Consider the following 25,138-nt stretch of genomic DNA (forward strand, 5'->3'; position numbering starts at 1 on the left):
ACAGGGTGGTGCCGGGCACTCCTAGACTCCCTCCAGACCGGCTGTCTCCCGGCCGGCACCACCTAGACGACGGACGGAGGGAGCACCGTGGCGCGCGCACTGGAGCTGCCCCACTACATCGGCCATCTGATCCGGCGTGCCGAGCAGGTGCACACGGCTCTCTGGACCCAGCACGTGTCCAGGGAGATCACCTCCCAGAAGTTCGCCATCCTCAACGCGCTGAGCCGGGACCCCGGCGTCGACCAGCGGACTCTCGCACGCCTCACCTCGCTGGACCGCTCCACGGTCAACCTGATGATCCGCCGCCTGACCGACCAGGCGCTCGTGAGCCAGGTGCGCGACGAGGAGGACCGCAGGCGGACCCTGCTGAGCCTCACCGACGAGGGGGCCGCCCTGCTCGACTCCCTGATCGCTCCGGCAGAGCGGATCAACGAACTGCTCCTCAGATCACTGCCCGAGGGTGAACGGGCGACAGCCGTCGACATCCTCAGCAGACTTGCCTCGCTGGACGAGGAGTCGCTCCGCGACGGGGCTTGAGACCCGGCAGGGCGTCCTTCGGATGAGGCCCGCCCGGTGCCCGCGCCTCTCCGCCCTCACCCGCGAGGACGTACGGCTCGCGTTCCGGGACGGGTCGGAGGCCGTCCGCCGGTGTGCGGCCGAGCCGTCCGCCGGTGCGGCTGACCCCGGAATCTCCGGCGGGTCCACCGCACCGGGGTGTGGCGTCCGCGGCCGTATGCGTCCTCAGCCCAGTTGCATGTGATGGAGCATCAGCAGCCCCGCCGCCATGTTCGCCGCCGGGATCTCACCACGCGCGATCATGTCCGGCACGAGCTTGAGCGGCACCCACTCACGCCGTGAGGACTCGAAGCCGTCTGCCGGAGGCCCGGTGTACGTCGCCTCCCGGGTCCAGAGGAGATGGTGCCGGGCGTCGATGAGACCGTTGGCCGGTTCGACCGTCATCAGCGGGCGCAGTTCGCCGGGGCGCCAGCCGGTCTCCTCCTCCATCTCCCGTGCCGCGGCGGCGGCGATGTCCTCGCCGTCCTCGACAACGCCCGCGGCCAGTTCCCAGCCCCAGCTGTCGGTGATGAAGCGGTGCCGCCACAGGAGCAGGACCTCGTTGGCCTCGTTGACGACGGTCGCCGCGGCGACGGCCCGGAGCCGGATGAGGAAGTGGTCCAGATGCCGGCCGTCAGGGAGAACGACATCCGCCAGATTGACCCGGAACCAGCGATTCTCATACACAGTCTGTTCGTTCAAGTTCGTCCACTGCACAGTTCTGCCACCTTCCAACTGGTCGATGGCAACATCGGAGCAGGGTCAGCTCCGCAGGGGAACGCGCGCAGGGCTCCCGGCAGAGGCTCACAGAGGCACGCGCAGCGCTCCGTCGATCAGTCCGGCCGCCGTTTCGGCGTCGGCGCAGCCGCTCGCGGCCAGGTGTTCCCGTACGGAGCGCAGCCGGTCCCTGAGCCGCTGGGATTCCATGCCCCGGGCGCGTTCCGCCATTTCGGAGGCCGTGCCCGCCGCTCTGTCCGCCTCGCCCTGGAGCAGTTCGAGATGGGTCAGCAGGGCGAGCCGGTGCACGGTCCCGCGGTCGTGCGCCGGGGAGCGTACGGCCGCCGTGGCGTGCTCTCGGGCAGCGGCGAGCTCCCCGAGGCTCAGCAGCGCCTCCGCCACCTGGACGTTGACGAGGCCCGGCTGGACGTACCCCGTCTCGTCCGGTTCGGTGCCGCTGCCGATGCGTCCGGACTCGGCCTCCGCACGGCCGATGCACTCCAGGGCGCTGCGGTGGTCGCCGAGCTGGGCGTAGGCCTTGGCCTGCATCGCATGCAGATCGGTGGCCAGCGCGGGGGTGATGTGGGGGCCCGCGGCACGCAGGGCCGCCTCGGCGAAGGCGACCGACCGGCGGAATTCGGCCAGGTACAGCGACTGGTTCACGAGCAGCGCGATCACATAGCCGCCGAGCCCCCGGTCCCCGCTCGCCTTGGCCAGGCGCAGCGCCTGGTGGAAGTAGCGCTGGGCGAGCCCGTGGGCGTCGGAGTCGTAGGCGCAGATGCCGGCGACGGCCACCAGTCCGGCGGTCGCGCGGTGGAGCTGGCGGCCCGTGGCATCGCTGTACCCGCTCCGCAGCAGCGGCGCCGTCTCGGCGTTGAGGAAGCCGACGATGCGGGACCTGGTGGCGATACCCCCCGCCTTCCGGTACATCTGCTCGTAGTGGGCGCGGGCCGCGCGGAGCATCTCTATGTCCGCCATGCTCACGCGGGACGCCCCGGGGCGGGAGACGTCGGCATCCTCGGGAGGGTTCTCCCACTCCCAGACCGGGATCACCGCCGTGGTGCCCGTGACGGCCGGCGCCGTGGCGAGGTGGGGACGCTGGAGTTCGTCGGAGCGCCACAGGGCGGTCGCGTGCTCGACGAAGCCGGAGAGACCCGCGCTCGGGGCCGCCGCGTGGAGCCCGGCGATCCCCATGCCGACGTCGTCGAGCGTGACGGGCCGGTCCAGCCTGCTCGCGAGGACTTCACAGATCAGGTCGGGCACCTGCCCACGCGGGCGCTGGCCCTTGAGCCAGCGGGAGACCGCCGTGTGTTCGTAGCGCAGGCACAGCCCGCGGGCACGGCCGGCCTGGTTGACATGGCCGGCGAGCCCGGCACGGGACACACCCGCCTCGTCGATCAGGGATTCGAGCAGGACGTTGGGCTCCATTGCCCCCCCATGTGCGCGTCGCGATGAGCCTAGTGGAGCACGATTCACACGGGGTGTGAACGGAATGCCCGAACCCTCCTGCTGTGCACTCTGCCGCGCCCGGGCACCGCTCGGTTGAATGAGTGCCTCGCAAGAGGCGGCCGGGTCGTCGGCTCCCCCTCGTACAGTTCGACGACCCGCACCCGCGCCGTCCGCTCTGCCGGCCTGCCCGACACTCCGTGGCAGGGCGGGCGGCGCCGGATCGCACAGCCCGCTGCCCCGATGACAGCAGGCCCGTGTGCGGTCCCCAGGCCGTCCGGCGAGAGCAGAAGGGGCGTATCCGGTGGCCGGATACGCCCCTTCTCACCTTCCGGGGTGGCTACGCGCCGCGCAGCACCGCACCGGTGCGCTCGGCGGCCAGGGCGACCGCGGCGTCGCGGGCCGCGGAGGCCTCCTCCACGGTGAGCGTGCGGTCCGGGGCACGGAACCGCAGCGCGTACGCCAGGGACTTGTTCCCCTCACCGATCTGCTCGCCGGTGAAGACGTCGAACAGCCGCAGCGATTCGAGGAGGCCGCCGGCACCCTCGTGGAGTGCCTTCTCCACCGCGTCGGCGGGCACGTCGGAGGCCACGACGAGCGCGACGTCCTGGGTCGCCACCGGGAAGGTGGAGATCCGGGGCGCCTGGAGCGCGCCGTCGACGGCCTGCTCCAGGACATCGAGCTCGACCTCCATGGCGCAGGTCCGCTCGGGCAGGTGGAGTTCCTTGACGACCCGCGGGTGCAGTTCGCCCGCGTGTCCGAAGAGGGTCTCCTCACCTGCGACCGTGACGTACAGCGCGGCGCAGCGGCCCGGGTGCCAGGGGGCGTGACGGTCCGCGCGGACCGTCAGCTCGACACCCGCCTCGCCGGCGATCGCGCGGGCCGCCTCGACGGCGTCCGCCCAGCCGGCGGGACGTCCCTTGCCCCACCAGCCGGCCTGCTCGCGGGCGCCCGCGAGGACGACGGCGGCGCGGCGGGGCTGGCGCGGGAGCGCCGCGTCCAGTCCGGCGATCTCCTCGTCGGTGGGGCGGCGGTCGACGGGCAGCCGCACGGCCCTGGTCTCCTCGCCGGACGGCCTGAAGACCAGGCCGGTCTCGAAGAGCGCCAGGTCGTGGCTGCCCCGGCCGTCGTTGCGCCGCAGCGCGCCGAGCAGACCCGGCAGCAGCGTGGTGCGCAGCGCGGGCTCCTCGTCGGAGAGCGGGTTGACGAGGGTGACCGTACGGCGGCGTGCGTCGTCCTTCTCCAGGCCGAGCTGGTCGAGGACGGCATCGCCGATGAACGGGTAGCTCAGCGCCTCGACGTAACCCGATCCGGCCAGCACACGGCCCACACGGCGGTGCAGCCGCTGGCGTTCGGTGAGCCCGCGTCCGGACGGCGGCGTCGGCAGGGTGGACGGGAGGTTCTCGTACCCCTCCAGCCGGATGACCTCTTCCGCGAGGTCGTTCGGCTCGGAGAGGTCGGGGCGCCAGGACGGCACGGTGACGATCAGCTCGTCCTGCCCGTAGACGTCGCAGCCGACCTGCTGGAGGCGGCGTACGACGGTCTCGCGGCCGTAGGCGACGCCTGCCACCCGGTCGGGGTGGCTCGCGGGCATCGCGATGCTGTGAGGTGCCGACGGGGCGGTGATCTCCGTGACGCCCGCCTCGGCCGTGCCGCCCGCGAGGAGGACCAGCAGGTCCACCGTGCGCTGCGCGGCAGCGGCGGCGGCCTGCGGGTCGACGCCGCGCTCGAAGCGCTTGGACGCCTCGGAGCTCAGCTTGTGGCGGCGCGCGGTACGGGCGATGGCGATCGCGTCGAAGTGCGCGGCCTCGATGACGACCTCGGTGGTCCCGGCCTCCTCGGCGTGGTCGGCGATCTCGGTGTCGGCGCCGCCCATGACGCCCGCGAGGCCGATCGGCCCGCGGTCGTCGGTGATGACCAGGTCCTGGGCGTCCAGGACGCGCTTGACGCCGTCGAGCGTGGTGAGCTTCTCGCCCTGCCCGGCGCGGCGGACCCCGATGGTGCCCGCGACCCGGGAGCGGTCGTAGGCGTGGAGCGGCTGGCCGAGTTCGAGCATCACGTAGTTGGTGATGTCGACGGCGAGCGAGACGGTGCGCATCCCGGCCTTCTGCAGCCTGCGCTGCATCCAGATCGGGGATCGCGCCTCGGGCCGCAGGCCGGTGACCGTGCGCGCGGTGAAGCTGCCGCATCCGATCGGGTCGGACACCTTCACCGGGTAGCCGTGCGCGTTGGGCGGGGGCACGTCGAGCAGCGCCGGGTCGCGCAGCGGCAGCCCGTAGGCGATGGCGGTCTCGCGGGCCACCCCGCGCATCGAGAGGCAGTAGCCGCGGTCCGGTGTGACGGCGATGTCGAGGACCTCGTCGACGAGCTCCAGGAGCTCGATCGCGTCGGTGCCGGGCTCGTACTCCGGCGGCAGCACGATGATGCCGTGCGTGCCGTCGTCGCCCATGCCGAGCTCGTCGGTGGAGCAGATCATGCCGTGCGAGGTCTTGCCGTACGTCTTGCGCGCGGCGATCGCGAAGTCGCCGGGCAGCACCGCGCCCGGGAGGACCACGACGACCTTGTCGCCGACGGAGAAGTTGCGGGCGCCGCAGACGATCTCCTGCGGTGCGCCGGTGCCGTTGGCCGTGCCGACGTCGACGGTGCAGAAGCGGATGGGCTTCTTGAAGCCCTCCAGCTCCTCGATGGTCAGCACCTGTCCGACGACGAGGGGGCCCTTGAGACCGGCGCCGGTCTGCTCGACGGTCTCGACCTCGAGGCCGACGGAGACGAGCTTGGCCTGTACGTCACGGCCGGTCTCCGTCGCCGGCAGGTCGACGTATTCCCGCAGCCAGGAAAGCGGGACGCGCATCAGATCTCCATCCCGAACGGCCGGGTGAACCGGACGTCACCCTCGACCATGTCTCGCATGTCTTCTACGTTGTGGCGGAACATCAGCATCCGCTCGATGCCGAACCCGAAGGCGAATCCGCTGTACTTCTCGGGGTCCACACCGCAGGCGACGAGCACCTTGGGGTTGACCATGCCGCAGCCGCCCAGCTCGATCCAGCCCTCGCTGCCGCAGGTGCGGCAGGGGCGGTCCGGGTTGCCGACGGACTCGCCGCGGCAGACGTAGCAGACCATGTCCATCTCGGCGGACGGCTCGGTGAACGGGAAGAAGTTCGGCCGCAGCCGGGTCTTCATGTCCGGGCCGAAGAGCGCCTGGACCATGTGGTCGAGGGTGCCCTTGAGGTCGGCCATGGTGAGGCCCTCGTCGACGGCGAGCAGCTCGATCTGGTGGAAGACCGGGGTGTGCGTGGCGTCGAGCTCGTCGGTGCGGTAGACCCGGCCGGGGCAGACCACGTAGACGGGGGGCTTGCGGCTGAGCAGTGAGCGGGCCTGGACCGGCGAGGTGTGCGTACGCAGCACGACACCGGACTCGTCGCCCTTGGCACCGTCGGCGCCCTGGACGAAGAAGGTGTCCTGCATCTGCCGGGCCGGGTGGTCGGGCACGAAGTTGAGGGCGTCGAAGTTGAACCACTCCGCCTCGACCTCGGGACCCTCGGCGATCTCGTAGCCCATGGCGACGAAGACGTCGGCGACGCGCTCCATGATGGTCGTCAGGGGGTGGCGCGCACCGGCCGGGGTGCGGTCGTAGGGCAGCGTGACGTCCACGGCCTCCTCGACCAGCACCCGGGCGTCACGCTCGGCCTCCAGCTCGGCCTGGCGGGCGGCCAGTGCCTTGGAGACGGCGCCGCGGGCCTGGCCCACGCGCTTGCCCGCCTCGGCCTTGGCCTGCGGCGGCAGCGCGCCGATCTCCCGGTTGGCGAGCGAAAGGGGCGAGGTACCACCGGTGTGCGCGGTCTTCGCCTGGGCGAGCGCGTCGAGGTCGCCCGCGGCGGCGAAGGCGGCGAACGCCTCGTCCCGCAGGCGCTCGATCTCTTCCGGTTTCAGTGCCTCGACCTCGACTGGGTCGTACGACTTGTTCGGTGCCGACATCTCTTCCCGTGCTTCCGATTGGCTGGTGGCGACCCTGGTTCGACGACTGAGGACGCAAAGGTGCCAAAAGTCGAGTCTACGGGCCGCCGGTGGACGAAGGAGCCCGTGGGCCGCCTAGACCAGATAGGCCGGCGCGCTCACGGGCAGGATAAATCGGAATTCCGCGCCGCCCCCGGGCGCGCGGTCCACCGTGATGGTGCCGCCGTGGGCCTCGACGATGCCCTTGACGATGTAGAGGCCCAGGCCGGTCCCGCCGCGCTTGCTCCCCCGCCAGAAACGGGTGAAGACGCGGCCCATCGACTCCTCGGGGATGCCGGGACCTTCGTCGCTCACGGTGACTGCCGTTCCGCTCTCGTCGCTCTTGCCCGGTGCGGGCGCAGGGGCGATCTCAATGGTGACGGTTCCCTCGCCGTGGCGCACCGCGTTTTCGAGGAGGTTGCCGAGGACCTGGTCGACCTTGTCGGGGTCGGCCCAGAGCGCGGGCAGTGGCTGCCGGGTGTGGACGAGGAAGCGGTCGGGCGCCTGGCCGTTCGCGGTGTGGGCCTGGACATGGCGTTCGACGGCGGCGGAGATGTCCACGGGCTGGCGGCGCAGCTCGAGCCGGCCGGAGTCGATGCGGGAGATGTCGAGCAGCTCGGCGATGAGCCGGGTGACACGGTTGGCGTCCGCGTCGACGGTCTCCAGCATCAGGCGCTTCTGGTCGTCGGTGAACCGCTCCCACTTGGCCAGCAGCGTGGCGGTGAAGCCCTTGACCGAGGTCAGCGGTGAGCGCAGCTCATGGGCGACGGTGGCGATCAGCTCGGCGTGGCTCAGCTCGGTGCGGCGCCGGGCCTCGGTGCCGCGCAGCGAGACGACGAGCCGCCGGACCGGGCCGGTCGGCCCTTCGCGCACGTACCGGGCGGAGACCAGGACCTCACGGCCGCCGGGGAGCAGCAGATTCTGCTCGGGCTGGCCGGACCGGATGGCGAGCCCGCCGTACGGGTCGGTCAGATCCCACCAGCGTCGTCCCCTGAGGTCCTCGAGGGGAAGCGCCTGGTCCAGGGGCCGGCCGAGGGCATCGGCCGCGGGTGTGGCGGTGATCCGGGCAGCGGCCGCGTTGAAGCAGACGACCGTGCCGTCCTCGTCGGCGACGACGAGACCGTCGGGCAGGTCGTCCGGGTCGATGCCCGTCGCGGGGTCACCGGCGGCCCGGCTTCCGCCGGACCCGTCGGAGAGGGCGCGCACGGCGGCCGTGTGTGTCGCTCGCGGCCTGCTCATGCCGACTGCCATCTTCCCGTAACCCCACCTCTCGAACCGGTGCAGTGGGCCCCCGAGTCCGTCACCCTACTAGGCGTCAGCAGCCGGGCGACACCCTCCGGGCGTGCACCGGCGGGGTGTGGCTCGTATCGGCCGGTGGTGCGCCGGCGGGGATCAGCCGGTACGCGGAGGGCGCTGAGCCCGGGCGGAGGCGTAGAGGCACACGGCCGCGGCGGTGGCGAGGTTGAGGCTCTCGGCCCTGCCGTGGATGGGGACGCGGACCACGGCGTCGGCCAGGGCCCTCGTCTCCTCCGGCAGCCCCCACGCCTCGTTGCCGAACACCCAGGCGGTGGGGCCGCCCATGGTGCCCGCGTCGAGCTCGTCGTCGAGGTCGTCCTCACCGGCTCCGTCGGCCGCCAGGATGCGCACACCGGCGTCCCGGAGCCCCCGCACGGCCTGCTCGACGGGTACGCCCACGGCCACCGGCAGGTGGAAGAGCGAGCCGACGGAGGCCCGGACCGACTTGGGGTTGTAGAGGTCGACGGAGGCGTCGGTGAGCACGACCGCGTCCGCGCCCGCGGCGTCCGCGCAGCGCAGCACCGTGCCCGCGTTGCCGGGGTCGCGCACATGGGCGAGGACGGCGACCAGGGTGGGCTTCGCCGCGAGGATGTCCTCGAAGGGCGAGTCCAGGAAGCGGCAGACGCCGATCAGGCCCTGGGGGGTGACCGTCTGCGAGACGTCGGCGAGCGCGTCGCCGTCGGCGAGGTGTACGCGGGCGCCCGCGGCGCGGGCGGCGTCCATGATGTCGGCGTACCGCTCGGCGGCCTCGACGGTGGCGAAGAGCTCCGTCAGCGTGGGCTCGCCGTCGCCGCCCCGGTGGGCTGCGGCCTCCCGCACGGCCTGCGGCCCCTCGGCGATGAACCTGCGCTCCTTGCCGCGGAAGTTGCGCCTGGCCAGCCTGCGTGCGGCGGCGATTCGCGGCGATCGCGCGGAGATCAGTTCGGGGGTGCCCATGGTCGGCGGCGAGCCTCTCTGCGTATGTCAGTTTCTCTGCGTACGTTTCTCTGCGTACGGCTGACTACGTACGCGACACGTCGTGCAACGCACCGGACCCGCAGACGGCACACGCCTGCGGGTCCGGCTCGGAACGCTGGAAGTGCTGCCTGGATCAGGCGGCCTTCGGGGCGTTGACGTCGCTCGGGAGGGCCTTCTGGGCGACCTCGACGAGGGCGGCGAACGCGTTGGCGTCGTTGACCGCGAGCTCGGCCAGGATCTTGCGGTCCACCTCGATGTTGGCGGCCTTCAGACCCTGGATGAGGCGGTTGTACGTCATGCCGTTCTGGCGGGCAGCCGCGTTGATGCGCTGGATCCAGAGCTGACGGAAGTCGCCCTTGCGCTTCTTGCGGTCGTTGTAGTTGTAGACCAGGGAGTGGGTGACCTGCTCCTTGGCCTTGCGGTACAGGCGCGAACGCTGACCGCGGTAACCGCTGGCGGCCTCGAGGATCGCCCGGCGCTTCTTGTGGGCGTTTACTGCCCGCTTGACGCGTGCCACTTTTAACTCCTTGCAGCGGGGGCGGGTGGTCGCAGTTCAGACTCACCCGACCCGGAAACGAATTGGTCCCGGTCGGATCGAGGGCGTCTCCGGGTTCACCGGAGACGGCGCCTCACTTGCCGAGAAGCTTCTTGACCTTCTTGGCGTCGGCCGGAGCCACGACGACCGTGCCGGTCAGCGAGCGGGTCTTCTTGGACGACTTGTGCTCGAGCAGGTGGCGCTTGCCGGCCTTCTCGCGCAGCACCTTGCCGGAGCCGGTGATCTTGAAGCGCTTGCTGGCACCGCTGTGCGTCTTGTTCTTCGGCATAACGCCGTTATCTCCTCGTCAGTGGCGCCCCTCTCGGTGCGGGCACCGGACTGCAGGGGCGTCAGATCTTTGGGTGGTTTCCGAGGGACCCGGGGGCGCCTGGGTGGCTGCCCCCGGAGGTCACGCCTCGGAAGGTGTCTCGGCCGGAGCCTCGGCCGCCGCGGCCGGAGCCTCAGCGGTGTCACCCTCGGACTCGGCGTCGGGGGTGGACCCCTGACGCTCCGCCTTGCGGGCGGCCTGGGCCTCGCGGGCCTCGGCCATGGCTTCGGTCTTCTTCTTGTGCGGGCCCAGAACCATGATCATGTTCCGGCCGTCCTGCTTCGGGTTGGACTCGATGAACCCAAGGTCCTCGACGTCCGAAGCGAGACGCTGGAGCAGTCGGAAGCCCAGCTCGGGGCGGGACTGCTCACGACCACGGAACATGATCGTGATCTTGACCTTGTCCCCCTGCTTGAGGAACCGGACGACGTGACCCTTCTTGGTGTCGTAGTCGTGCGGGTCGATCTTCGGCCGGAGCTTCATTTCCTTGATGACCGTGTGCGCCTGGTTCTTGCGCGCCTCACGGGCCTTCATGGCCGACTCGTACTTGAACTTCCCGTAGTCCATGAGCTTGCACACGGGGGGACGGGCTGTCGCCGCCACCTCGACCAGGTCGAGGTCGTACTCCTGTGCGAGCTCCAGGGCCTTGGCAAGCGGAACAATCCCGACCTGCTCGCCGCTGGGACCGACAAGTCGCACCTCGGGAACGCGAATCCGGTCGTTGATGCGGGGCTCGGCGCTGATGGATCCTCCTCGGTAGCACCACGCGACCGCCTGGCGGACAGCCGCGTAACGTCTTCTGTAAGACCAACCGAGCCGGGAAACCAGAAATGCCCCGGACGGGACACAGGCGGGGCTCCAGGAACTACCGGAACACCGCCGCGTCAACCGCGGGGCGCTATCGGGCGGCCCCATCGTCCGTACGGAACGATGGCTGCCACCTGACCGGTGACCCGCCGTCCCTGAGGACGGTCAGGTGGGAGATCGGAGCCTCCACTTGTGGGCCGGTCACATAGGTGTCCGGCCGGTCGTTACACAAGGTTAGCAGCCCGCCCGCGCGTGCGCTAATCCCGTGTCCCACCGTGCTCCCGCGGGAAGGGCGCGCGGGGCCTGGCCTTATCGTGTGGGGCATGAGCGACGCGACCACCCCCAGCACCGAGAACCCCGGCTTCGACGACATGGCCCGTGACATCGCGGAGGTTCCCGCGGTCGAGGTGATCGTGACCGTCGCCGTCAACCTGATGAGCGCGGCAGCCGTGAAGCTCGGTCTGACCGAGGAGGGCGAGCAGCACAAGGACCTCGACGAGGCCCGCAAGCTGGTCCAGGCCCTGGCCGGGCTGCTCGACGCGAGCGCCACCGAGATCAGCACGTTCCACGCCTCGCCGCTGCGCGACGGCCTGAAGTCGCTGCAGCTGGCCTTCCGCGAGGCCTCGCTCGTCCCCGACGAGCCCGGCCAGGGTCCCGGCGAGAAGTACACCGGTCCCGTCTACGGCTAGTCACTCCGCACCCCTCGGAGCCCGCCGCCTGCCCGCAGGCGGCGGGCTCCCGTGCGTCAGCGGCTGAAGAGCGCGGCTCCGGGGGCTTCGGCACCCGCCGGCAGGACCGCCAGGTCGATCCCCCGGACCAGCCGCGCGCGCAGCACCTCACTCGCGGAGAGGGCGTCGGCGACCCGGCGGGCGGCCTCGGCCACCACGGCGTCCGGGGCGAGGACCAGGGCGAGGGTGCCGTCGGCCCGGCCGGGGCCGAGATGGGCCCGCAGCACGGCGGGCTCGGCGGCGACCGCCTCCCGCACCGCGGCGACGACGGCGGGGTCGTCGAGCGGATCCGTGCTCGCACGGTTCTCGGCCAGTGCCAGCAGGGCCGGGCCGGCCAGCTCGAAGGCGACGGGCCCCGCCAGGTCCAGCACCACCGTGTCCGCCTTCTCGTGCGCGGCGGCCTGCAGGGCCTGGTGCAGGGGTACGGCGACGGGGCGCGCCTCGGGGTCCCAGCGGGCCAGCGAGGCGGTGGAGGTGAAGGCGGGCAGCGCGCGCCGGTCACCTGCCTGGAGGGTCGGCACCGCCATGTCGCTGGTCTTCTCGCGGCGCAGTCCGTTCTCGTCGGCCTCGACCTCGCCCAGGACGGCGACGACCGGGACGAGCAGCCGGGCGTCGCGGAGCGCCGCGAGGACCGGGCCGACGGCCGTACGGTCGGCGGCCCATGCCGCGAGGGCTGCCGTCAGCTCGGGCGAGGCCGTGCCGTCGTCGTCGGAGAAACCGGGGTCAGGGATGTTCTTGAGCGCCACGGGACGAGCGTAGTGGGTCGCCCCTCTCACCTGGGCGACAGGTCGGGCACAGGCTGCTGCCAGGTGCGCTGCCTAGCGTCCGCCGCATGCCCCGTCACAGAACGCGCAGGCCCGCGCCGTCCGCCCTGGTGACCGTCGCCGCCGTGCTGCTGGCCGGTTCCGCCGCGGGAGGTGCCTGGCTGGTGGTTCGCTCGCCGGGTGACGCGCACGCGACCGTGGCCGCCGTATCGTCCGCGTCGAGCCCGCCCCCCGAGGCGGTCGCGAGCGAGGAGCCCGAGGTGGATCTCGACGCGGAGCTGGCCGGTGCGCTGGCCCCCCTGGCCGACGGCGCGGACGTGTCGGTTGCCGTGCTGGACACGGGCAGCGGCGCGCGTGCCGTGTACGGCGACGGGAGTTACGACACCGCCAGCATCGTCAAGGTGGACATCCTGGCGGCGCTGCTGCTGCTCGCACAGGACGAGGGCCGGGAGCTGACCGGTACGGAGCAGACGTACGCGGAGGCCATGATCCGGCGCAGCGACAACGCCTCGGCCACCGCGCTGCTCAGGGTGATCGGCGGGGAGGAGGGGCTCGACGCGGCCAACGAACGTCTGGGGCTGACCTCGACGAAGGCCGCCCACGCGTGGGGGCTGACCCAGACCACGGCCGCCGACCAGGTGCGGCTGCTCCAGGCGGTGTCCGGGACGGACTCGGAGCTGTCCGCGGACTCCCGGGCCTATCTGACGGGACTGATGGGCGGGGTCGAGGCGGACCAGCGGTGGGGGGTGTCGGCGGCCGGCACCGGCGCGGTGCTGAAGAACGGCTGGATGCCCCGGACCACGACGGGCCTGTGGGACATCAACAGCATCGGATCGGTGGAGAGCGGCGGGCGCACCCTGCTGGTGGCGGTCGTGTCGCGCGGGCACGCGACGAAGGAGGCGGGCATCGCCCTGGTGGAGTCCGCCGCGAAGGCTGCGGCCGGCGTGACGGGCGCGGCGAGCGATCCGGAGTGAGGCGGGTACGGGCGGCACGGCACCGGCCCGCTCAGCGGAGGGGGCCGCCTGGGTACGGGCGGCACGGCACCGGTCCGCTCAGCGGAGGAGGCCGCCTGGGTACGGGGTGTACGCGGCCCCGGCGCGGTTCCCGCCCCGCGTGTTCCGGCCGCCGGTGTTCCTGCCGCGCCACAGCACCACGGCCAGGGCCAGGAGCACGGCTCCGAGACCCCCCGCCGCGGGGGCCAGCCATCCGGCCGGGTCCCCGTCGTCCCCCCGCGGGGCAGGGCCCGAGCCGAAGTACTCCTCGTGGTGACCGGCCCTGGCGGCCTTCGCGGCCAGGTCGGCGGGGCGCAGCTTCGCACCGGCCTTGATCGCGGCTGCCGGGTCGACCATGCCGTAGCCCCTGGCGTCGTCGCGGCCGTCCTTCGGGGCGTCGCGGGCGGTGTCCGCGAGCAGGGTCTTGATCTGCGCGGGCGTCAGGCCGGGGTGCGCCGCGCGCACGAGGGCCACGGCCCCGGAGACGAACGCCGCGGCGGCGGACGTACCCCACTCGATGTAGTAGTGCCGGTCGGGGTTGGCCACGACGATGTCCACGCCGGGAGCGCTGACGGTGGCGTACCAGCGACGGGTGGAGAACGCGGCGTGCGTGCCGTACTTGTCGACGGCCGCGGCGGCGATCACCCCGGGGTAGGCGGCGGGGTAGGAGATCCGGTCGCCCTTGTCCCCGCTGTTGCCCGCGGAGGCGACGACGGCGACACCCTTGCCGAGGGCGTACTGCACGGCGGCGTCCTCACCGGGTTCCGGGTGGGCCGACTCGCTGTCGTCGCCGAGGGAGAGGTTGATGACGTCGGCACCCTGGTCCGTCGCCCAGCGGATGCCGTCGGCGAGCGCGGTGCCGCGCGACTCGCGGGCCTTGGCACGTGACGCGTCGCCGGACTCGAGGATCACGCGCACGGGAAGGATCTTCGCTTCCGGGGCGACTCCGAGCACACCGTCCTCGCGGCCGGGCCCGTTGCCGCGGCCCGCGATGATCCCGGCCATCGCCGTACCGTGCAGGGCCCAGGAGCGGTCGCCCCGTCCGGCACCGAACCCGATGAGGTCCTTTCCGGGGAGCACCTGCCCGGCGAGATCGGGGTGCTCGTCGTCGACCCCGGTGTCCAGGACCGCGACCGTGACGCCCCTGCCCTTCGTGGTCTGCCAGGCCGTGTCGGTGTGCAGGGCCTGGAGGCCCCACTGCTGGTCGCGGATGGCGTCCGCCCGGGCGGGTACGGCGGGCAGCAGCGCGAAGGCGGTGGCCGTGGCCACCGCGGCGAGCGCCCGGAGCCGGCGGGGGCGGGTCACTCCGGCTTCTCCGAGAGGTCGGTGACGGTCCTGCGCAGGGTGCGCTCCACCCGGTCCGCCACGCCCTTCGCCTCGTGGCCGAGTCCGGCCTGGGCGACGGCCGTGGAGGCTCCGTCCGCCATGGCCTCGGCCGCGGGCTGCGGCTCGGAGACCGTACGGCCGTCGGCGAAGCCGGAGACGGAGAACACGACCACGGGCACCTCGGTCAGGACGTGCACCGTCCAGCTGGCGCGCTGCCGGTCGCCGAAGCCGGCGGCGACGGTGTCCTCGGCCGGGTAGGCGCGGGGCATCAGGTCGGAGCGGCCGGCGAGCTTCTGGGTGGTGAACCGCGTGCTGAGCGCGTCCATGGCCTCGGTGTCCGCCTCGGTGAAGACCATGCCGACGGTGGTGACGCTGCTGCGGGTGGCGTCGGTGTACGTGGCGCGGACCAGGCGTTCGCAGCCGACCGGGCGGAGCGTCTTGAGCAGCAGCGGATCCAGGCCCGCCGCGCAGCCGCTGTCGCTCGCGACGGCGACCCGGCTCCAGACCCGGTCGGTGGCTCCTGGGCCCGCTCCGTCGCCCTTGAGGGTGCGCGGGAAGAGGGTGTCGACGGGCACGCTGTGCCAGACGGAGCGGCTCACGGTGTACGCGCTGTCCGCACCCGGCTCGGCGGCCGAGTCGCCGGTGAGCCAGCTGCCGGTCGCCGCGCCGCCGATGAGCCCGAGGCCGAGCACCGCGCAGACCGCGGCGGCCGCGGTCCTGAAGGGGCCGTGGGCCTTGACGGGGCGCAGCCGGGTGGTGGTCTCGGCCGGCGTCTCGGCGTAGGCGTAGGAGGCGCCGGGCGGGGCCGGTGTCGCGCCGGGACGCGGAGTGAGGTCCACGGCACCGACGGGCCGGCGCCGGGTGGCGGGAGGATGTGGCGGCGGGCCGGGCGGTACGGGACGGAGCCGGGTGGTCGTCTCCACGGGTGGTACGGGCTCGGCGCGGGGCGGGGGCGGCACGGGCTGCGGAGCCGGTGACCGGGGCGGGGCGGCGGGAACGGGCGGCGCGGGCTCCGGGCGCGGGCCGGACTGTGCCCGCGGTACGGAGGCGCCGCCGGGCACGGGCGGCGGGCCGACCGGGCGGGGTGGGACAGGAGCGCGCCGCGCTTCGGTACTCATCCGCCCCCCTGGTCCACGTCCCCGTACCGCCCACGGACCGCCGTCGTGCGCGGGCCCGTCGGTCGGTCGTGTGACCGTCACTCTACGGGGTGGACGGCTCGCGGTGGGAACGGGACGGAGGGGGGCGGGGCGATCTGCACCGAACATCCCCTACCCAGTGGTACGGGCCGTCTGGCAAGCTGCGCCCATGACTGTCCGAGCCGCTGACCGGAGCCGTTACGACCGGGCCACCGCCCATCTCGACGCCCCGGTGGCCGTCGTCGATCTGGATGCCTTCGACGCCAACGCCGACGACCTGGTGCGACGGGCGGGCGGGAAGCCGGTCCGGGTGGCCAGTAAGTCGGTGCGCTGCCGGGCCCTGCTGGAGCGGGTGCTCGCGCGTCCGGGGTTCGCGGGGATCATGTCCTTCACCCTCGCGGAGTCGCTGTGGCTGGCCCGCGCGGGCTTCGACGACGTGCTGCTCGCCTATCCGTCGGCCGACCGGTCCGCGTACGCGGAACTGGCGGCCGATCCCAAGCTCGCCGCCGCCGTGACGGTGATGGTGGACGACCCCGCGCAGCTGGAGCTGATCGACGCTGCGCGGGCCGGCGGCACCGAGGAGATCCGGGTCTGCCTGGAGCTGGACACCTCGCTGCGTCTGCTCGGCGGCCGGGTCAGGATCGGCGCGCTGCGCTCCCCGCTCCGCTCCCCCGCCCAACTGGCGGAGACGGCACGCTCGGTGGAGCGCAGGCCCGGCTTCCGGGTGGTGGGGATCATGGCGTACGAGGGCCATGTCGCCGGTGTGGGCGACTCGGTGGCCGGCCGGCCGCTGCGGTCGCGCGCGGTCCGGCTCATGCAGGCGGCGGCCCGCAGGGAGCTGGCGGTGCGCCGCGCGGAGGTCGTGCGCGCGGTCCGCGCGGTGGCGCCCGGCCTGGAGTTCGTGAACGGGGGCGGCACAGGCAGCGTGCAGCACACGGCCGCCGAGTCCGCGGTGACGGAGATCGCGGCGGGGTCGGGACTGTTCGTGCCGAGGCTGTTCGACAACTACACCTCGTTCACGGGCCGTCCGGCGGCCCTGTTCGCCCAGCCCGTGGTGCGGAGGCCGGGGGTGGGTGTGGTGACGGTGCTGGGCGGCGGTTACCCGGCGTCCGGCGCGGCGGGCCCGGACCGGCTGCCGGTGCCGTATCTGCCCGAGGGGCTGCGCTACGACCCGCAGGAGGGACCGGGCGAGGTCCAGACCCCGCTGCTGGGCGCCCCCGCGGACGATCTGCTGATCGGCGACAAGGTGTGGTTCCGGCACGCCAAGGCCGGTGAGCTGTGTGAGCGTTTCGACGAGCTGCGGCTGATCGAGGGCGAGCGGATCACGGCCACCGTGCCGACGTACCGCGGTGAGGGCCGCACCTTCCTCTAGGCCGTCAGGGCCCCACGGTGCCGCCCACTCCGCCGTCCCGCGGGTGGGCGGCACCGGTGGCACGGGTGTGTCCGGTCCGTTCCGTCCCACCACCGCTCGGTGCCGGGCACGCCCACGTCCACATACCAGCCGGGCGGGGCGTGTTCACGGCTCCACTGCGGGGGGCGTCAGTCGAGTGGTGTCACGTACGCCCCCGAGATCCCGCCGTCGACGAGGAAGTCGGTCGCGTTGACGAACGAGGAGTCGTCGCTCGCCAGGAAGGCGACGGCGGCCGCGATCTCCGTCGCCTCGGCGAACCGGCCGAGGGGGATGTGGACCAGCCTGCGGGCGGCACGCTCCGGGTCCTTGGCGAACAGCTCCTGGAGCAGCGGGGTGTTGACCGGGCCGGGACACAGGGCGTTGACCCGGATCCCTTCGCGGGCGAACTGCACCCCGAGTTCGCGGGAGAGGGCGAGGACGCCGCCCTTGGACGCGGTGTACGAGATCTGGGAGGTCGCCGCGCCCATCCGCGCGACGAACGACGCGGTGTTGATAATCGAGCCGCGGCCCTGGCGGCGCATGTACGGGAGGGCCGCCTTGCAGCAGAGGTAGACGGAGGTGAGGTTGACGTCCTGGACGCGTTTCCACGCCTCGAGACCGGTCGTGAGGATGGAGTCGTCCTCGGGCGGCGAGATGCCCGCGTTGTTGAAGGCGATGTCGACGGAGCCGTAGGTGTCGTACGCCGCCGCGAAGAGCGCCTCGACCTGGTCGGGGTCGGTGACGTCGACACGCACGAAGGTGCCGCCGGCCTCCTTCGCGGCGGCCCTGCCCGCGCTCTCGTCGATGTCGCCGCAGACGACGTGGGCTCCTTCGGATGCCAGCCTGCGGGCGGTGGCGAGCCCGATGCCGCTGCCCGCGCCCGTGATGACGGCGGTGCGGCCGGTCAGGCGGCGGCAGATGTTCCCGGATTCGGTGGTCATGTGTGCTCAGGCCTCCGTGCCGATGAAGACGTTCTTGGTTTCGGTGAAGGCCGCGAGGGCGTCGGGCCCCAGTTCACGGCCGAGTCCGGACTGTCCGTACCCGCCGAAGGGGGTCCAGTAGCGGACGGCGGAGTGGGAGTTGACGGACAGGTTGCCGGCCCGGACCGCCCGCGTGACCCGCAGGGCCCGGCCCACGTCCCGGGTCCAGACCGAGCCGGCCAGACCGTGTTCGGTGGCGTTGGCCAGCCGGACCGCGTCGTCCTCGTCCTCGAAGGGCAGGACGACGGCCACCGGGCCGAAGACCTCCTCCGTGGCGACGGGGGCGTCGGGGGAGATCCCGGTCAGGACGGTCGGGGGGAACCAGAAGCCGGGGCCGATGGGGGCGTTGCCCCGGATGCCGTCGGCGTCCTGGGGGACGTACGCCCGGACGCGCTCCAGTTGCGTACGGGAGATCAGCGGGCCCATCTGTGTCCTCTCGTCCGACGGGTCGCCCACGACGACGGAGGCGACGGCCGGGACGAGGAGCTCCAGGAAGCGGTCGTACGCGGACCGCTGGACCAGGATGCGGGTGCGGGCGCAGCAGTCCTGGCCGGCGTTGTCCAGGAACGACATGGGCGCGGCGGCCGCGGCGGCCTCGATGTCGGCGTCGGCGAACACGATGTTGGGGCTCTTGCCGCCGAGTTCGAGGGTCAGCCGCTTCACCCTGTCCGCGCACCTGGCCATGACCTGCTTGCCGACGCGGGCCGATCCGGTGAAGACGATCTTGGCGACCCCGGGGTGCTCGACCAGGGCGGCGCCCGTCACGTCCCCCGCACCGGGCAGCACCTGGAAGAGGTCTTCGGGGAGGCCCGCTTCGAGGGCCAGCCGGGCCAGCCGCTGCGCGGTGAGCGGGGTGGTCTCGGCCGGCTTGAGGAGGACGGCGTTCCCGGCGGCGAGGGCGGGCGCGACCCCCCAGGCCGCGACCGGCATGGGGAAGTTCCACGGTGCGATCACGCCGACGACGCCCAGCGGTTCCAGGAAGGTGAGGTCGACCCCGCCGGGTACCGGGATCTGTCGCCCCGTCAGGCGTTCCACTCCCCCGGCCGCGTAGTCCAGCAGGTCACGGACGTTGGCCGCCTCCCAGCGGGCGTTGCCCAGGGTGTGGCCCGCCTCGGTGACCTCCAGCAGTGCCAGGCGTTCGGCGTGCTCGTCGACGAGGACGGCGAAACGGCGCAGCAGCCGGGCCCGGTCGGCGGGGGCGAGCCCGGCCCAGACGCGCTGGGCGGCGGCGGCGCGGGTGACGGCGGTGTCCACCTCCTCGGCGGTGGTGGCGGGGACGGTGGCGACGAGCTCTTCGGTCGCCGGGTTCAGGACGCGGTGTTCGGTGGTCACGGGTGCCTCACAGACGTTCGAAGGAGCGGCGGAGCTCCCAGTCGGTCACCGCGGCGTCGAAGGCCTCCAGTTCGACGCGCGCCATGTTGCGGTAGTGCGCGACGACGTCGTCGCCGAAGGCCTCCCGGGCGACCTCACTGGCCTCCCAGAGGCCGGCTGCCTCGCGGAGCGTGGTGGGCACCTGGTCGTATCCCGCGGTGTAGGCGTTGCCCTCGCAGGCATCGGGGAGCTCCAGCTCGTTCTCGATGCCGTGGAGTCCCGCGGCGACGAGGCCGGCGACGGCGAGGTACGGGTTGACGTCGCCGCCGGGCAGCCGGTTCTCGAAGCGCAGCGAGCGGCCGTGGCCGACGACGCGCAGGGCGCAGGTGCGGTTGTCGTGGCCCCAGGCGACGGCGGTCGGGGCGAAGGAGCCGGGCTGGAACCGCTTGTAGGAGTTGATGTTCGGCGCGTACAGGAGGGAGAAGTCGCGCAGGGCCGCCAGCTGGCCCGCGAGGAAGTGCCGCATGACGGGGGCCATCGCACCGTCCTCGCCGGCCATGACGCTGCGTCCGTCGTCGTCCTGGAGCGAGAGGTGGATGTGGCAGGAGTTGCCCTCGCGCTCGTTGAACTTGGCCATGAAGGTGAGCGACACGCCCTCCTGTGCGGCGATCTCCTTGGAGCCGGTCTTGTAGACGGCGTGCTGGTCGCAGGTGACGAGGGCCTCGTCGTAGCGGAAGACGATCTCGTGCTGGCCGGGGTTGCACTCGCCCTTGGCGGACTCGACGGTGAGCCCGGCGGCCGCCATCTCGTTGCGGATGCGGCGCAGCAGCGGTTCGATGCGGCCGGTGCCGAGGACGGAGTAGTCGATGTTGTACTGGTTGGCCGGGGTGAGGCCTCGGTAGCCGAGGTCCCATGCCTGCTCGTAGGTGTCCTTGAAGACGATGAACTCGAGTTCGGTGCCGACGTGGGCGGTCAGTCCGTGTGCGGCGAGGCGCTCCAGTTGCCGCCGGAGGATCCGGCGGGGCGCGGCGGCGACCGGTGTGCCGTCCTCCCAGGCGAGATCGGCCATGACGAGGGCGGTCCCCTCGTGCCAGGGGATGCGGCGCAGGGTGGCGAGGTCGGGTCGCATCGCGAAGTCGCCGTAGCCGTTGGACCAGGAGGACATGGCGAATCCGTCGACGGTGTTCATGTCGGTGTCGACGGCGAGCAGGTAGTTGCACCCCTCGGTGCCGTGCTCCAGCACCTCGTCGAGGAAGAAGGCGGCCGCGAACCGCTTGCCCTGGAGCCGGCCCTGCATGTCGGGGAAGGCGAGGACCACGGTGTCGATGTCACCGCGCTCCACGAGCACGCGCAGCTCGTCGGCCGCCAGCGGGGGTGTTCGGTCTGCCACGGGATACTCCTCGTTCGGTCAGCCGGAAGGCCTGCGGCCTCCCCCGAGATCGCTAAGGTATGGGAGAAAACCATTGGGGGGAAGGGAATCGGGACGTGGCGGAGGAGACCGGGGGGCCCTGGTCCACCGACCGGCTGCTGCCCGCGCTGCGGCCGGTCCGTGCGGGCAACGGCTTCGAGGAGGCGCTGGAGCAGATCCTCCAGGTGGTGAGGCTCGGCCTGGTGCCCGGCGGCGGGCGGCTGCCGGCCGAGCGCGAGCTGGCGGCGCTCCTCGGTATCAGCCGTGTCACGCTGCGCGACGTCCTGAAGGTGCTTCAGGACCAGGGGCTGGTCGAAGCCAGACGCGGCCGGTACGGGGGTACGTTCGTGCTCCCCCGCACCGGCCCCGCCGACGGGGACGGACTTCGCCGCCGGGTGGCGGACGTCGACATCGAGGACGCTCTGCTGTTCCGCGAGGTCCTGGAGTCGGGGGCCGCCGGGCTCTGCGCGGCGCGCGGCCTCGACGACGAGGGGACGGACCGGTTGCGGAGGGCTCTGGCTGCGACGCACGAGGCAGCTCTGCCCGACTACCGCAGACTCGACACCCACTTCCACCTGACGCTGGCCGAGCTCTCCGGATCTCCCTCCCTCGCCGCCCGGTACGCGGCCGTCCGGGCGACCGTCAACGACCTGCTGGACTGCATCCCCCTGCTGGTGCGGAACCTCGAACACTCGCAGCACCAGCACACCGTGCTGGTCGAGGCGGTCCTCGACGGGGACGAGGGGGCGGCCCGCGCGGTGGCGCGCGAGCACTGCGCGGGGACGGCCGCCCTGCTCCGGGGTTTCCTGGCTTGATCTTGCTCTTCCGGTTCACCGCTCTTGCGCGGTGGCTCCGTACGAACAAAGGTATGACGCATCACCATTGCACCGGGCCGGCCCGCAGACCGGCCGCCGGAGGGACCGCACCATGCACCAACCGCTCATCGGCATCACGACCTATCTGGAGCCGGCGGCTCGCTGGGGGGTCTGGGAACTGCCCGCGGCGGTGCTCCCCTCCGCCTATCCCCGGCTGGTCCAGCGCTCCGGCGGTCTGGCCGCGCTGCTGCCGCCGGACGCCCCTGAGCGCGCCGCGGACGTCGTCGCCCGGCTGGACGGCCTCGTGATCGCGGGCGGCGCGGACGTCGATCCCGGACTGTACGGCGCGGAGCGCGACTTCAGGACGGGTCCGCCGGCGCACGAACGCGACACCTGGGAGGTGGCCCTGCTGCGCGCGGCGAGGGCGGCCGGCACCCCGGTGCTCGGGATCTGCCGCGGGATGCAGCTTCTGAACGTGGCGCTGGGCGGGACCCTCACCCAGCATCTGGACGGGCACGCGGGGCCGTTCGGCAAGGCGGGAGTCCTCGGTGAGCACACCGTGACGCCGGTCCCGGGCACCCTGTACGCCTCACTCGTGCCCGAGGAGGCGTCCGTACCGACGTACCACCATCAGGCCGTGGACCGGCTCGCACCCGGTCTGACGGTGTCCGCGCGCGCGGCGGACGGCACGGTGGAGGCGGTCGAGCTGCCGGGCGGCACATGGGTGCTCGGGGTGCAGTGGCACCCGGAGATGGGTGACGACCTGCGGATCATGCGCGCCCTGGTGGCCGCGGCCCGGGCCGGGGCGGCCGTGCCCTCGGTCTGAGGCGCGGGGCTCCGGCCGCCTCAGGCCCCGGCGGTGTCGCGGGCGGTCAGGGAGAGCAGGTCGCGGGCGGGTCCGGTGGGCCGGTGCCCGGCGGGCCAGACGGCGCGCAGCTGACGGCGCAGCCGTACCCCCTCGACGGGGACCTTGACGAGGCGCCGTGCGGAGAGCTCCTCCCCCAGCGCCAGCTCGCTGAGCACGCAGGGGCCGGCCCCGCTCTCCGCCGCCCCCTTCACCGCGGTGGTCGAGGAGAGTTCGAGCAGCGGGCGCGCCAGTCCGCCGTGGACGGCGAGCGCGGCGTCCAGGACCTGGCGGGTCCCCGAGCCGTGTTCACGCAGGATCAGCGGTGTCGCGGCGAGCTCCCCCGGGGTCAGCCGGCGCCTGCGCGCCCACGGGTGGGAGGGGGCGACCACGACGACGAGCCGGTCGTGGGCGATGACGGTGCCGTCGAGCCCCTCCGGTACCGAGAGGCCCTCGACGAAGCCCAGGTCCGCCTCCCCGGCCAGCAGCCGCAGGGCGACGGCCGCGGAGTTGCCCGCGACCAGGGACACGGCGGTCCCGGGCCGCCCGGCCCGCAGCGCGATCAGCCAGCCCGGCAGCAGGTACTCCGCGATCGTCATGCTGGCGGCCACCCTCAGCCTGGAGTCGCGCCTGTCCCGCAGCGCCTGGGCCCCCGCGTCGAACGCCTCGGCCGCCTCGACGACCCTGCGCGCCCAGTCGGTGACGAGGGCGCCCGCGTCGGTGAGCCGGGAGCCGCGCGGCGAGCGGTCCAGGAGCGCGACGCCGAGCTGCCGTTCCATCGACCGGATGCGGCCGGAGGCGGCGGGCTGGCTGATGCCGACGTCCCGTGCCGCCCTGCCCAGGCTCCCGTGCCGCGCGACCGCCAGCAGGAGCACCATGGCTCCCAGATCGGGAACCCGGTGGGAGAGCGAGGGGGACGAGGGCACGGGGGTGGACATAACCCCAGCCTATGACCTCATAGCCCGGTGCCTCCTGGTGGGTGACGGCCCGCCCCTGGAGAATCGTGGCATGGCCATCTTTCTGCGGACCAAGACCGGGAGTGCCGTCCCGCCTCCCGTCGCCCTCCGGCTCCCGTCGCTGCGGCACCTCGGCCCCAACTGGTACGCGACGGTCATGGGGACCGCCATCGTCGCCACCGCGGGCGCGGCACTGCCCGTGGACGTGCCGGGTCTGCGGTCCGCGTGCGTCGTGGTGTGGGCCCTGTCCGCGGTGGCGCTGGCCGTGGTGCTGACGGCCCGGGCCGGGCACTGGATCCTGCACCGCGACCAGGCCCGCGCCCACCTCATGGACCCCGCCGTCGCCCCCTTCCACGGCTGCATGGCCATGGCTCTGCTCGCGGTCGGCGCGGGCACCCTGGTGGTCGGGCAGGAGGTCGTCGGGCGTCCGGCGGCCGTCGCCGTGGACACGGTGCTGTTCACGGCGGGCACGGTCGCCGCCCTGGCCGTCGCGGTGGTCGTCCCGTACCTGATGGTCGTACGCCACCGGCTCGCCCCGGGCACCGCGTCGCCGGTCTGGCTGCTGCCGCTGGTCGCCCCGATGGTCTCTGCGGCGGTCGGCCCGCTGCTGGTGCCGGAGCTGCCGCCCGGCCAGTGGCGCGAGGCACTCCTGCTGGCCTGCTACGCCATGTTCGGGCTGTCCCTGCTGGCGACCCTGGTGGTCGTCCCGCTCGTCTTCGCACGGCTGCTGCACGAGGGCCCCTTGCCGCTCGCGCTGACCCCGACGCTCTTCCTCGTACTCGGCCCCCTCGGCCAGTCCACGACCGCCGTCAACCAGCTCGCCGATGTGGCGCCCGGCGCGATAGCGGCGCCCTACGCCCCGGCCTTCGGCGCGTTCGCCGTGCTCTACGGCGTCCCGGTCATGGGGTTCGCGCTGCTGTGGCTGGCCCTGTCCGCCGCGATGGTGGTGCGCGCGATGCGGCGCGGCATGGGGTTCACGATGACGTGGTGGGGGTTCACCTTCCCGGTCGGGACGTGCGTCACCGGCGCGGCCGGCCTCGCCCGGCACACGGGGCTGGACGCCTTCACCTGGCTGGCCGTCGCGCTCTACACACTTCTGGTGACCGCCTGGGCGATCGCGGGCGTACGGACGCTGGGCGGGCTGTTCAGCGGAGTGCTGCTCGCAGGGCCCCGGCCGCTGCTGCCAGGGACGGTCCGTACCACGTGAGGTGACGGCCGTCGAGGAGCGCGGCGGGAAGGCCGGGGAAGGCCTCGGGACCGTCGGCGGCGGTGAAGCGGTACGGCTCGTCGGGCAGGACGACCAGCTCGGCACCGGACGCGTTCAGCTCGTCCAGCGGGACGCGCGGATAGCGGTCGGGGTGGCCGGCGTACACGTTCCGCACCCCGAGCCGGGCCAGGAGGTCCCCGGCGAAGGTGTCGCGGCCCAGCACCATCCACGGCCTGCGCCAGACCGGCACGATCGCGGGGCGGGGCGCGGGGACGGCGGGCAGCGCCGCCCAGGCCGACTCCGACTCGTCCAGCCAGCGCGGCCGGGCCAGACCGCAGGCGGTCAGGGTCCGTTCCAGCTCGGCGAAGGCCTGGTCGAGGGTGCGGACCTCGGTGACCAGGACGTCCAGCCCCGCGTCCCGCAGCGCCGCGAGGTCCGCCTCCCGGTTCTCCTCCTCGTTCGCGAGCACGAGGTCGGGGCACAGGGCCGCCACGGCGGCGGTGTCCGGGTTCTTGGTGCCGCCGATCCTGGCGGCGCCCAGCCCGGCCGGGTGGGTGCACCAGTCGGTGACTCCGACGAGCAGTCCGGGGGCGGTGACGGCGACGGCCTCGGTGAGCGAGGGGACGAGGGAGACGACACGCACG

At 73.0% G+C, this 25,138-nt stretch carries 24 protein-coding genes and 1 pseudogene; 7 read left to right on the forward strand and 18 right to left on the reverse strand.

The features are described from left to right. The first annotated feature begins 87 nt into the window (after window positions 1-87). Entirely contained in the window at window positions 88-537 is a 450-nt protein-coding gene (locus tag ACIRJR_RS22410; protein WP_403783511.1) for a MarR family winged helix-turn-helix transcriptional regulator, read from the forward strand. 204 nt (window positions 538-741) lie between these two features. Here ACIRJR_RS22410 and ACIRJR_RS22415 read toward each other — a convergent pair whose 3' ends face one another. The 9 genes from ACIRJR_RS22415 to infC form a co-directional block, all read right to left on the reverse strand. After that, window positions 742-1,272, reverse strand: coding sequence for an NUDIX domain-containing protein (locus ACIRJR_RS22415; RefSeq protein ID WP_403783513.1), 531 nt, complete (start codon window positions 1,270-1,272; stop codon window positions 742-744). An 87-nt stretch (window positions 1,273-1,359) separates the two neighbouring features. Then, window positions 1,360-2,700 carry a transcriptional regulator gene (locus tag ACIRJR_RS22420; RefSeq protein ID WP_403783515.1) on the reverse strand — a complete coding sequence of 447 codons (1,341 nt, stop codon included), beginning with the start codon at window positions 2,698-2,700 and terminating at the stop codon, window positions 1,360-1,362. A gap of 358 nt (window positions 2,701-3,058) precedes the next feature. Continuing rightward, window positions 3,059-5,569 (reverse strand): phenylalanine--tRNA ligase subunit beta, encoded by a 2,511-nt coding sequence (gene pheT / locus ACIRJR_RS22425; RefSeq protein ID WP_403783517.1) that lies wholly within the window; start codon window positions 5,567-5,569, stop codon window positions 3,059-3,061. After that, a complete protein-coding gene (gene pheS, locus ACIRJR_RS22430; protein WP_103516630.1) occupies window positions 5,569-6,696 on the reverse strand; it encodes a phenylalanine--tRNA ligase subunit alpha in 1,128 nt (375 codons plus the stop codon). Before pheS ends, pheT begins: the two co-directional genes overlap by 1 nt. A 114-nt stretch (window positions 6,697-6,810) precedes the next feature. Further along, a complete protein-coding gene (locus ACIRJR_RS22435) occupies window positions 6,811-7,965 on the reverse strand; it encodes an ATP-binding protein (protein WP_403783519.1) in 1,155 nt (384 codons plus the stop codon). Window positions 7,966-8,106: 141 nt separating this feature from the next. Next, complete coding sequence (locus ACIRJR_RS22440; RefSeq protein ID WP_403783521.1) at window positions 8,107-8,946, reverse strand: TrmH family RNA methyltransferase; 840 nt, start codon at window positions 8,944-8,946, stop codon at window positions 8,107-8,109. A 154-nt stretch (window positions 8,947-9,100) separates the two neighbouring features. Then, a complete protein-coding gene (gene rplT / locus ACIRJR_RS22445) occupies window positions 9,101-9,484 on the reverse strand; it encodes a 50S ribosomal protein L20 (protein WP_003970214.1) in 384 nt (127 codons plus the stop codon). A gap of 112 nt (window positions 9,485-9,596) precedes the next feature. Beyond that, complete coding sequence (gene rpmI / locus ACIRJR_RS22450; protein WP_099176763.1) at window positions 9,597-9,791, reverse strand: 50S ribosomal protein L35; 195 nt, start codon at window positions 9,789-9,791, stop codon at window positions 9,597-9,599. Between the two features lie 120 nt (window positions 9,792-9,911). Next, complete coding sequence (infC, locus tag ACIRJR_RS22455) at window positions 9,912-10,574, reverse strand: translation initiation factor IF-3 (protein WP_399836389.1); 663 nt, start codon at window positions 10,572-10,574, stop codon at window positions 9,912-9,914. A gap of 386 nt (window positions 10,575-10,960) precedes the next feature. Here infC and ACIRJR_RS22460 point away from each other — a divergent pair, with 386 nt between their 5' ends. Continuing rightward, window positions 10,961-11,326, forward strand: a complete 366-nt coding sequence (locus tag ACIRJR_RS22460; protein WP_031097477.1) for a DUF1844 domain-containing protein — start codon at window positions 10,961-10,963, stop codon at window positions 11,324-11,326. Between the two features lie 56 nt (window positions 11,327-11,382). On the opposite strand, the gene ACIRJR_RS22465 is transcribed toward ACIRJR_RS22460, so the two are convergent. Further along, entirely contained in the window at window positions 11,383-12,111 is a 729-nt protein-coding gene (locus ACIRJR_RS22465; protein ID WP_403783523.1) for an SseB family protein, read from the reverse strand. An 86-nt stretch (window positions 12,112-12,197) separates the two neighbouring features. Here ACIRJR_RS22465 and ACIRJR_RS22470 point away from each other — a divergent pair, with 86 nt between their 5' ends. Then, the gene (locus ACIRJR_RS22470; RefSeq protein WP_403783525.1) at window positions 12,198-13,103 is read left to right on the forward strand and encodes a serine hydrolase; all 906 of its coding nucleotides are present in this window, start codon (window positions 12,198-12,200) and stop codon (window positions 13,101-13,103) included. A 78-nt stretch (window positions 13,104-13,181) separates the two neighbouring features. Here the strand turns inward: ACIRJR_RS22470 and mycP are convergent, their stop codons facing one another. Both mycP and ACIRJR_RS22480 read right to left on the reverse strand, forming a co-directional pair. Continuing rightward, a complete protein-coding gene (mycP, locus tag ACIRJR_RS22475; RefSeq protein WP_403783527.1) occupies window positions 13,182-14,426 on the reverse strand; it encodes a type VII secretion-associated serine protease mycosin in 1,245 nt (414 codons plus the stop codon). Then, complete coding sequence (locus tag ACIRJR_RS22480) at window positions 14,423-15,286, reverse strand: hypothetical protein (RefSeq protein WP_403783529.1); 864 nt, start codon at window positions 15,284-15,286, stop codon at window positions 14,423-14,425. Before ACIRJR_RS22480 ends, mycP begins: the two co-directional genes overlap by 4 nt. A 466-nt stretch (window positions 15,287-15,752) precedes the next feature. Between ACIRJR_RS22480 and ACIRJR_RS22485 the strand changes: the two genes are divergently transcribed. Then, window positions 15,753-16,955, forward strand: a complete 1,203-nt coding sequence (locus tag ACIRJR_RS22485; RefSeq protein ID WP_403783531.1) for an amino acid deaminase/aldolase — start codon at window positions 15,753-15,755, stop codon at window positions 16,953-16,955. Here the strand turns inward: ACIRJR_RS22485 and ACIRJR_RS22490 are convergent. The 4 genes and pseudogenes from ACIRJR_RS22490 to ACIRJR_RS22505 form a co-directional block, all read right to left on the reverse strand. Next, window positions 16,952-17,086 (reverse strand): annotated as a pseudogene (locus tag ACIRJR_RS22490) (DUF2510 domain-containing protein); the annotation flags it as partial. The gene ACIRJR_RS22485 and the pseudogene ACIRJR_RS22490 overlap by 4 nt on opposite strands. Before the next feature lie 36 nt (window positions 17,087-17,122). Next, window positions 17,123-17,914: a 3-oxoacyl-ACP reductase gene (locus ACIRJR_RS22495; protein WP_403783533.1), complete on the reverse strand. Its 792-nt coding sequence runs from the start codon at window positions 17,912-17,914 to the stop codon at window positions 17,123-17,125. Window positions 17,915-17,920: 6 nt separating this feature from the next. Beyond that, on the reverse strand, window positions 17,921-19,285 hold the full coding sequence (locus ACIRJR_RS22500) for an aldehyde dehydrogenase family protein (protein WP_403783535.1): 1,365 nt from the start codon (window positions 19,283-19,285) through the stop codon (window positions 17,921-17,923). Window positions 19,286-19,292: 7 nt separating this feature from the next. Beyond that, on the reverse strand, window positions 19,293-20,654 hold the full coding sequence (locus ACIRJR_RS22505; protein WP_403783537.1) for a glutamine synthetase family protein: 1,362 nt from the start codon (window positions 20,652-20,654) through the stop codon (window positions 19,293-19,295). 95 nt (window positions 20,655-20,749) lie between these two features. Here ACIRJR_RS22505 and ACIRJR_RS22510 point away from each other — a divergent pair, with 95 nt between their 5' ends. Together ACIRJR_RS22510 and ACIRJR_RS22515 are read left to right on the forward strand one after the other, a co-directional pair. Further along, window positions 20,750-21,487 (forward strand): FadR/GntR family transcriptional regulator, encoded by a 738-nt coding sequence (locus ACIRJR_RS22510; RefSeq protein WP_403783539.1) that lies wholly within the window; start codon window positions 20,750-20,752, stop codon window positions 21,485-21,487. Between the two features lie 112 nt (window positions 21,488-21,599). Then, entirely contained in the window at window positions 21,600-22,313 is a 714-nt protein-coding gene (locus tag ACIRJR_RS22515) for a gamma-glutamyl-gamma-aminobutyrate hydrolase family protein (protein ID WP_403783541.1), read from the forward strand. A gap of 20 nt (window positions 22,314-22,333) precedes the next feature. Here ACIRJR_RS22515 and ACIRJR_RS22520 read toward each other — a convergent pair whose 3' ends face one another. Continuing rightward, window positions 22,334-23,269: a LysR family transcriptional regulator gene (locus tag ACIRJR_RS22520; protein ID WP_403783543.1), complete on the reverse strand. Its 936-nt coding sequence runs from the start codon at window positions 23,267-23,269 to the stop codon at window positions 22,334-22,336. Window positions 23,270-23,339: 70 nt separating this feature from the next. On the opposite strand from ACIRJR_RS22520, the gene ACIRJR_RS22525 reads away from it, so the two are divergent. Continuing rightward, on the forward strand, window positions 23,340-24,494 hold the full coding sequence (locus ACIRJR_RS22525; RefSeq protein WP_403783545.1) for a TDT family transporter: 1,155 nt from the start codon (window positions 23,340-23,342) through the stop codon (window positions 24,492-24,494). Here ACIRJR_RS22525 and ACIRJR_RS22530 read toward each other — a convergent pair. After that, the gene (locus ACIRJR_RS22530) at window positions 24,433-25,137 is read right to left on the reverse strand and encodes a helical backbone metal receptor (protein ID WP_403783547.1); all 705 of its coding nucleotides are present in this window, start codon (window positions 25,135-25,137) and stop codon (window positions 24,433-24,435) included. The two genes, ACIRJR_RS22525 and ACIRJR_RS22530, sit on opposite strands and share 62 nt — an antisense overlap. Window position 25,138 lies beyond the last annotated feature (1 nt).

This window comes from Streptomyces sp. NPDC102402, assembly GCF_044765765.1.
Lineage (GTDB): Bacteria > Actinomycetota > Actinomycetes > Streptomycetales > Streptomycetaceae > Streptomyces.

Coding starts and splice junctions, on each gene's coding strand:
- ACIRJR_RS22420 (WP_403783515.1), bottom strand. CDS start 2,700: ATGGAGCCCAACGTCCTGCTCGAATCCCTGATCGACGAGGCGGGTGTG.
- pheT (WP_403783517.1), bottom strand. CDS start 5,569: ATGCGCGTCCCGCTTTCCTGGCTGCGGGAATACGTCGACCTGCCGGCG.
- pheS (WP_103516630.1), bottom strand. CDS start 6,696: ATGTCGGCACCGAACAAGTCGTACGACCCAGTCGAGGTCGAGGCACTG.
- ACIRJR_RS22435 (WP_403783519.1), bottom strand. CDS start 7,965: ATGGCAGTCGGCATGAGCAGGCCGCGAGCGACACACACGGCCGCCGTG.
- ACIRJR_RS22440 (WP_403783521.1), bottom strand. CDS start 8,946: ATGGGCACCCCCGAACTGATCTCCGCGCGATCGCCGCGAATCGCCGCC.
- rpmI (WP_099176763.1), bottom strand. CDS start 9,791: ATGCCGAAGAACAAGACGCACAGCGGTGCCAGCAAGCGCTTCAAGATC.
- ACIRJR_RS22460 (WP_031097477.1), top strand. CDS start 10,961: ATGAGCGACGCGACCACCCCCAGCACCGAGAACCCCGGCTTCGACGAC.
- ACIRJR_RS22470 (WP_403783525.1), top strand. CDS start 12,198: ATGCCCCGTCACAGAACGCGCAGGCCCGCGCCGTCCGCCCTGGTGACC.
- ACIRJR_RS22485 (WP_403783531.1), top strand. CDS start 15,753: ATGACTGTCCGAGCCGCTGACCGGAGCCGTTACGACCGGGCCACCGCC.
- ACIRJR_RS22495 (WP_403783533.1), bottom strand. CDS start 17,914: ATGACCACCGAATCCGGGAACATCTGCCGCCGCCTGACCGGCCGCACC.
- ACIRJR_RS22515 (WP_403783541.1), top strand. CDS start 21,600: ATGCACCAACCGCTCATCGGCATCACGACCTATCTGGAGCCGGCGGCT.
- ACIRJR_RS22520 (WP_403783543.1), bottom strand. CDS start 23,269: ATGTCCACCCCCGTGCCCTCGTCCCCCTCGCTCTCCCACCGGGTTCCC.
- ACIRJR_RS22525 (WP_403783545.1), top strand. CDS start 23,340: ATGGCCATCTTTCTGCGGACCAAGACCGGGAGTGCCGTCCCGCCTCCC.